At 46.0% G+C, this 6,655-nt stretch carries 7 protein-coding genes; 5 read left to right on the top strand and 2 right to left on the bottom strand.

Annotated elements, in window-relative coordinates; translation table 11 throughout:
* Positions 1 to 227: 227 nt before the first annotated feature.
* Entirely contained in the window at positions 228 to 1,337 is a 1,110-nt protein-coding gene (gene rlmN / locus QUB77_RS09795) for a 23S rRNA (adenine(2503)-C(2))-methyltransferase RlmN (RefSeq protein WP_333171810.1), read from the bottom strand.
* Positions 1,338 to 1,694: 357 nt separating this feature from the next.
* Here rlmN and lgt point away from each other — a divergent pair, with 357 nt between their 5' ends.
* The 4 genes from lgt (at position 1,695) to QUB77_RS09775 (ending at position 5,088) form a co-directional block, all read left to right on the top strand.
* Positions 1,695 to 2,588 (top strand): prolipoprotein diacylglyceryl transferase, encoded by an 894-nt coding sequence (gene lgt, locus QUB77_RS09790; protein ID WP_333171808.1) that lies wholly within the window; start codon positions 1,695 to 1,697, stop codon positions 2,586 to 2,588.
* 120 nt (positions 2,589 to 2,708) lie between these two features.
* Complete coding sequence (cobM, locus tag QUB77_RS09785; RefSeq protein WP_333171806.1) at positions 2,709 to 3,545, top strand: precorrin-4 C(11)-methyltransferase; 837 nt, start codon at positions 2,709 to 2,711, stop codon at positions 3,543 to 3,545.
* Between the two features lie 71 nt (positions 3,546 to 3,616).
* Positions 3,617 to 4,453 (top strand): dienelactone hydrolase family protein, encoded by an 837-nt coding sequence (locus tag QUB77_RS09780; protein WP_333171804.1) that lies wholly within the window; start codon positions 3,617 to 3,619, stop codon positions 4,451 to 4,453.
* A 152-nt stretch (positions 4,454 to 4,605) separates the two neighbouring features.
* Positions 4,606 to 5,088, top strand: coding sequence for a flavin reductase family protein (locus QUB77_RS09775; protein WP_333171802.1), 483 nt, complete (start codon positions 4,606 to 4,608; stop codon positions 5,086 to 5,088).
* A gap of 242 nt (positions 5,089 to 5,330) precedes the next feature.
* On the opposite strand, the gene QUB77_RS09770 is transcribed toward QUB77_RS09775, so the two are convergent.
* Positions 5,331 to 5,909 (bottom strand): pyroglutamyl-peptidase I family protein, encoded by a 579-nt coding sequence (locus tag QUB77_RS09770; protein ID WP_445251728.1) that lies wholly within the window; start codon positions 5,907 to 5,909, stop codon positions 5,331 to 5,333.
* Here QUB77_RS09770 and hisH point away from each other — a divergent pair.
* On the top strand, positions 5,899 to 6,534 hold the full coding sequence (gene hisH, locus QUB77_RS09765) for an imidazole glycerol phosphate synthase subunit HisH (RefSeq protein ID WP_333171800.1): 636 nt from the start codon (positions 5,899 to 5,901) through the stop codon (positions 6,532 to 6,534). The two genes, QUB77_RS09770 and hisH, sit on opposite strands and share 11 nt — an antisense overlap.
* Positions 6,535 to 6,655 lie beyond the last annotated feature (121 nt).

Below are 6,655 nucleotides of genomic sequence, written 5' to 3'. Positions count from 1 at the left end.
AGATCGTAGCTTGTCGATTTTTGATAAAATCATGCAATCTGACGCACCCTACGATAATTTTACCTAACAGCTAGTAGGGTGCGTCAGATCGTAGCTTGTCGATTTTTGATAAAATCATGCAATCTGACGCACCCTACGATAATTTTACCTAACAGCTAGTAGTAGGGTGCGTCAGATCGTAGCTTGTCGATTTTTGATAAAATCATGCAATCTGACGCACCCTACGGCTAAACCTCTGAGGCCCGCAATTGTCCGCAGGCTGCATCTGCTTCTAAGCCGCGAGAATAGCGCACGCTAACTGCAATTTTCTTTTCCTTCAAAGTCGCAACGAAACTATTAATTCGATTGGGAGTCGGTCGCTTATATTCAGCTTCCTGAATCGGATTGTAAGGAATCAAATTGACGTGACACTGAAAACCGCGCAACTGACTTGCTAACTCGGCTGCGTGTTCCGGTAAGTCATTCACACCGGCTAAAAGTACGTATTCAAAACTCAATCTGCGTCCAGTCGATCGCACATATTCACGGCATTCTGCAATTAACTCACCCAAAGGATAAGGGCGGGCGCTAGGAATCAACTCTTCGCGCAATCTTTGATTGGAAGCGTGGAGGCTGACGGCGAGGGTAACTTGCAGTTGATGTTCGGCTAGTTGGCTGATGCGATTGCGAATTCCTACTGTGGAAATGGTGATGTTTCGCTGCCCAATTCCTACGTCTTGATTCAAACACTTGACAGCAGCTACAACATTATCGAAATTCAGCAGGGGTTCGCCCATTCCCATAAATACGATGTGGCTGACTCGGCGGCCGAAATCTTGCTGTACTGTCAAGACTTGATCGACGATTTCGTTTACTTCTAAATTGCGCTTGAAACCGCCTTTCCCAGTAGCGCAAAAGTCGCATCCCATCGCGCAGCCAACTTGCGCTGAGACGCACACAGTCAGCCGTTTATCGGTGGGAATGCCGACTGTTTCAATGATTTGACCGTCTGCCAATTTTAGGAGATACTTTACCGTGGCGTCTGGTGCGACCGATCGATAATGAATGGTCGATCGCCCGATCGGAATTTTAGCAACAGTCTCGCGCCACTGTTTCGAGAATACAGAAATGTCAGAGATCGATCGCGCACCTTTCTCATAAATCCACTGGTACAACTGCTTTCCGCGATAAGCAGGTTGCCCATTTTGCTGCACCCACTCCGTTAACTCAGCCAAACTGGCCCCCAGCAAGGGCGGAATTTTACCCGACTCAACAGCCAAAGCAGCAGTCTTGCGAGACTGATTCGCACCCTTGGAATTACCAGAAGAGTACACCTGAGAAACGGAAGTAGGAGACATAGGTCATTAGAAAATTTAAAGCCACCCTCTATCTTAAAACTTCTCGACCAAAGCTGCCCTTAATCCTCATAAAGAAGACCGGGCGGTTGAAACCGCGTCTCTACAGACAAAACCCGCCTCCGCAGGTTGAAGACCGGGCGGTTAAAATTACTTTGTTTTCTTCAGTCCGCGGAGGCGGACTTCGGTCGTGTAGACGCGGTTTCAACCGCCGTCTGGATGTGTCCGCAACAAAGTGAATTTTCGGCTAAATTCCCCAAATATTGCGTGTAAATGACCGCACCCACCTAAAATAAACTCTGGAGTTTGTGAAAGGGTATGCAAATTTGACAGCTTTCCATCACAATTAATGCAACTTTTATGGTGCTAAATATTCTTGCGTTGCCCTTAGCGTTTCAATTTACATCGCCGGGCCCGATTATCTTTCAACTTGGCCCCGTAGCCATTCGCTGGTACGGGCTGTTGATAGCTTCTGCCGTCTTGATTGGGGTCAGTCTCTCCCAATACTTGGCCCAAAAACGCCGCGTTAACCCGGAATTGCTGGGCGATTTGGCAATTTGGCTGGTTCTGGGCGCTATTCCCTGTGCTCGACTTTATTACGTGGCTTTCGAGTGGCAGCAATACGCCCAGAGGCCAGAGGATATTATTGCGATTTGGAAAGGCGGAATTGCCATTCACGGGGCGATTTTGGGGGGGACGATCGCAGCTTTAATTTTTGCGAAAATTCAGCGAGTTTCTTTTTGGCAATTGGCAGATTTAATCGCGCCATCGGCAATTCTCGGTCAGGCGATCGGACGCTGGGGAAATTTCTTTAACTCGGAAGCTTTTGGCAGTCCTACGGATTTGCCTTGGAAACTCTATATTCCCCCCAACAGCCGCCCGCCCGCCTACGCTAATTTTGAATACTTCCATCCCACATTTCTCTACGAATCTCTGTGGAATTTGACAGTATTTGGGTTGCTTATGACTTTGTTTTTCCGCGATTTGCAGGGAAAAATTCGATTGAAAATTGGTGCTTTATTTTGGATTTATATCGCAGCTTACAGTTCCGGTCGAGTATGGATTGAAGGGTTTCGAACTGATAGTTTGATGTTCGGGCCGCTGCGGGCGGCACAAATGGTAAGCTTGACTGGGATTGTTTTAGGCTTGGGTGGGTTAGCTTGGCTTTATTTACTCGATCGACCTTTACCCGATGTTGTCTCCCCCAATAACGATCGGGCAAAAATCACTCAGAAATTGCCAGAGGATCAATAAAAAACCCCAGAGAGGTTAGTCTCTAGGGTTCAAAACCAGGGTGCATCTACCATCTCTTACTTCCAACCAAAATAGGTACATCCGGAAGCGTTCGTAAATTTAGCAAATTTTTTAGCAGCCATGAGTTTGACAGAGATTGAATCCCTAATTCCAGGGGTATACATTGTAGGTGCAGGGCCGGGAGACCCGGATTTGTTGACTGTTAAGGCTCAAAAATTATTGGCTGCAGCCGATGTCATATTATTTGCTGATTCCCTAGTCCCAGAGCAAATTTTGCAGGGGGTGCGCGCGGATGCTGAAGTGATCCAAACTGCGGATAAGACCCTTGAAGAGATTGTACCTTTGATGGTGGAACGAGTGCGCGACGGGAAAAGCGTCGTCCGCCTCCATTCGGGCGATCCCTGTCTCTACGGGGCTGTCGGCGAACAAATGCAAGCTTTGGCTTCCGAGGGAATTGCTTTTGAGGTAATTCCGGGAATTAGTGCTTTCCAACTTGCGGCAGCTAAACTTAAAATTGAGTTGACAGTTCCGGGAGTTGTGCAGACAATTATTTTGACGCGAATTAGCGGCAGAACCGAAGTACCGGAACGCGAAGAATTGGCGAGTTTAGCGGCTCATCAAGCGAGTTTGTGTCTGTATTTGAGTGCCCGCCATGTCGAACAAGCTCAAGCTAAATTGATGGAACATTACCCATCGGATTTGCCTGTAGCCATTTGTTATCGGTTGGGCTGGCCCGATGAAAAAATTGTGCTAGTTCCCCTTGACAAAATGGCAGTTGCTACCCGCGAAAATAATTTGATCAGAACGACAATGTATGTGATTAGTCCGGCGTTGGGAAAATCAGCAGAAGGACGATCGCGCTTGTACCATCCAGAGCACGATCGGCTTTTTAGACCCTCGAAGGAAGAAGGAAGAAGGAAGAAGGAAGAGGGAAGAGGGAAGAAGGAGCAATTATGAAATAACCAATTACCAATTCCCAATTCCCAATTCCCCAATCTAAAATCTAAAATCTAAAATCTAAAATCGCCATGACTGATTTAACTCGCAGACAATTTATTACTGTCACCGCATTAAGCGCCGGATTTGCCTTAGCAGTTCATCCTATTGCCGCTGCCGTTATCAATACGGATGCTGCAGGTTTAATAGCAGGTGAGGTAAAAATTCCTGTAAAAGACGGCTCAATTCCAGCATACAGAGCCATGCCAGCTAGCGGCAGCAATTTTCCAGTAATTTTAGTAATTCAAGAAATCTTCGGAGTTCACGCCCACCTCCAAGATATTTGTCGCCGTTTGGCCAAATTAGGTTATTTAGCGATCGCCCCAGAAATGTTTGCCCGTCAAGGTGATGTTTCTAAACTCACCGAGGTTCAAGAAATTATTAGTAAAGTTGTCTCGAAAGTTCCTGACGCTCAAGTTATGTCTGATTTAGATGCTACCGTAGAGTGGGCACAAAAGTCAGGAAAAGGCAATACTAATAAGTTGGGAATTACAGGATTTTGCTGGGGTGGCAGAATTGTTTGGCTGTACTCTTCCCACAACCCGAAAGTCAAAGCGGGAGTTGCTTGGTACGGGCGTGTGGTGGGCAATTCTACGGATTTAACTCCCAAACAGCCGATCGACATTGCAGCCAGTTTGAAAGTGCCCGTATTGGGGCTTTACGGCGGCAAAGACACCTCAATTCCCAACGATACAGTCGAGAAAATGCAGGAAGTTCTCAAAACTGGCAGCAGCGGTTCCGAAATCGTGCTTTATCCAGATGCGCCGCACGGTTTTAACGCCGACTATCGCCCCACTTACCGGGAAAAAGAAGCTAAGGATGCTTGGAAACAAATGCAAGATTGGTTTAAAAAGCACGGAGTTTCATAATAGTTGTGGGTTGTTAATTGTCACTTAAAACTGGTGTCAAGTTTGGGCTCGCAAAAGGCAATATTAGCGAATAGCCCTTAAGACAGGTGGGTTTGTGGGCCCGACATTGGTAAACTGAGCGGTGTAGAATTATCGATCGAACAGGTAAGCCCGTGCTAGACGAACAAGCTAAAAAGACCATCTTGCGGAAAATCCCTCACGGATTGTACATCTGCGGTGTCAAAGACGGGGAGGAAGTCAACGGTTTCACCGCTAGCTGGGTGATGCAATCTTCCTTTACCCCTCCCTTAGTTGTCAACTGCGTCAAGCAAGACTCCAAATCCCACGCCATGATCAAAGCTAGCGGTGTCTTTGCTTTGAGTTTCCTAGAAGCAGGGCAAAAAGAGTTAGCCCAGAAATTCTTCAAGCAGCAGCGCCGCGTTGGCAATAAATTTGAGGATGTAGAATTTTATCCCGGCGCGGAAACTGGTTGTCCGATTATCTCGGATTCTCTGGGTTACGTCGAGTGCAAAGTTGTCGGTTCTGTGGAACACGGGGATCACACGGTTTATGTGGGAGAAGTTGTGGCTGCAGGCGTCCACCGAGAAGGCAATCCGTTGCTGCTAGAAAGCACCGGTTGGAATTACGGCGGCTAATGACTTGGCAGTTGGCAGTTGTTAGTAAAAAAAACTAACACTGAGAAACCCGGTTTCTTTAAAAGTCCGGGTTTCTGAATACTAAACAAATTTTTAAGTTAAATTAGACTTACATCTTGTAGTATTGTCAATAACAGGCAAGATGCCTGTTCCACAAAGACTGAGTTTTCTTGTGGGGTGGGCATCCTGCCCGCCCCTCCAAGACTTATTGACAATGGTGCAATATCTCAGATTAAAGCGACCTATTTATTAGCCGCTAGAGTTAGGCGTCGCATAACTAATAAAAAATTGGCGACAATCTTGTCGGTGTTTTCATCAGTTAAAATTGGTACGTGGACGAAAATACATTTAGCGGCTATTTGAGAATCGCAAATATGTTTTAAAACCGCATAATATAGGGCTTCGCATACAAATTTTCCGGCTTCGTGACTGATTTCGGTTGCAGCTAAATCAGCGACTAGCGGTTCGAGATTAACTGCTGTTTTCCGAGTGTCGCGAGCGCAACAAGCGCAAGATTCTACGGTTAATTTTTGCCGACTCTCGGCCATGCCGCAGCAGATAATAGTGTCGGGTTGGAGTTGGTTGATTTGGGCGATCGCCAAATTCGGCGCTTCCTGAAAATCTACTGGTAGTTTTCTCAAAAAAGTTAAGGAATAAGGCAAAAATTGAATTTGCGAAATCTTGGCTAATAAGTCGTCGGAAGAGTTGGATTTCTGATGAGGAAGCCACGTATCAAATGAGGTTAGCAGGATTTTCGCCGTCATATTTGTGCAATAATACTGATATTGATAATATAAGGCAAGTAAGTCAATGTCTGTCATTGCAGTAGTAGACTATGACATGGGCAATCTGCACTCAGTCTGTAAAGGCTTGGAAAATGTGGGTGCAGTGCCAAAAATTACAGATTCTCCTGCTATAATCGAGCAGGCTGATGCGGTGGTTTTGCCGGGAGTTGGTTCGTTTGACCCGGCAATGCAGAATTTACGATCGCACAATTTGATAGAACCGATAAAAAGTGCGATCGCCTCGGGGAAACCCTTTTTAGGCATCTGTTTGGGTTTGCAAATGCTGTTTGACAGTTCCGAAGAAGGTACAGAACCGGGATTGGGAATTATTGCCGGAAAAGTGCGCCGATTTCGATCGGAACCGGGGTTAACCATTCCGCACATGGGATGGAATCAATTAGAATTTACTCAACCCCATTTGCCACTTTGGCAAAATCTTTCATCTCAACCTTGGGTTTATTTAGTGCATTCCTATTATGTCGATCCGGTGGAGTCAACAGTGAAAGCTGCGGTGGTGACACATGGAAGTCAGACAGTGACGGCGGCGATAGCTAAAGATAATCTAATGGCCGTACAATTTCACCCCGAAAAATCTTCCACTACAGGATTGCAAATGCTGTCAAACTTTGTAAGTCAAGTGAGAGCAAAAGTAGCGGCTTAAACTCTGTTAATTTTAGATTTTAGATTTGAGATTTACTCTATAGATAAATCTGGGAGCTTAAACAGTCTAAAATTTGGGAAGTCCACGACTTAAGTCTGGGACTTGTACCTGTTTTTAAGAG

This window comes from Microcoleus sp. AT9b-C3, from assembly GCF_036705485.1.
In the GTDB taxonomy this organism is placed as follows: Bacteria; Cyanobacteriota; Cyanobacteriia; order Cyanobacteriales; family Microcoleaceae; genus Microcoleus.
Note: the sequence above shows the minus strand (reverse complement) of the source record. Positions and strands in the feature narration are given on the sequence as shown.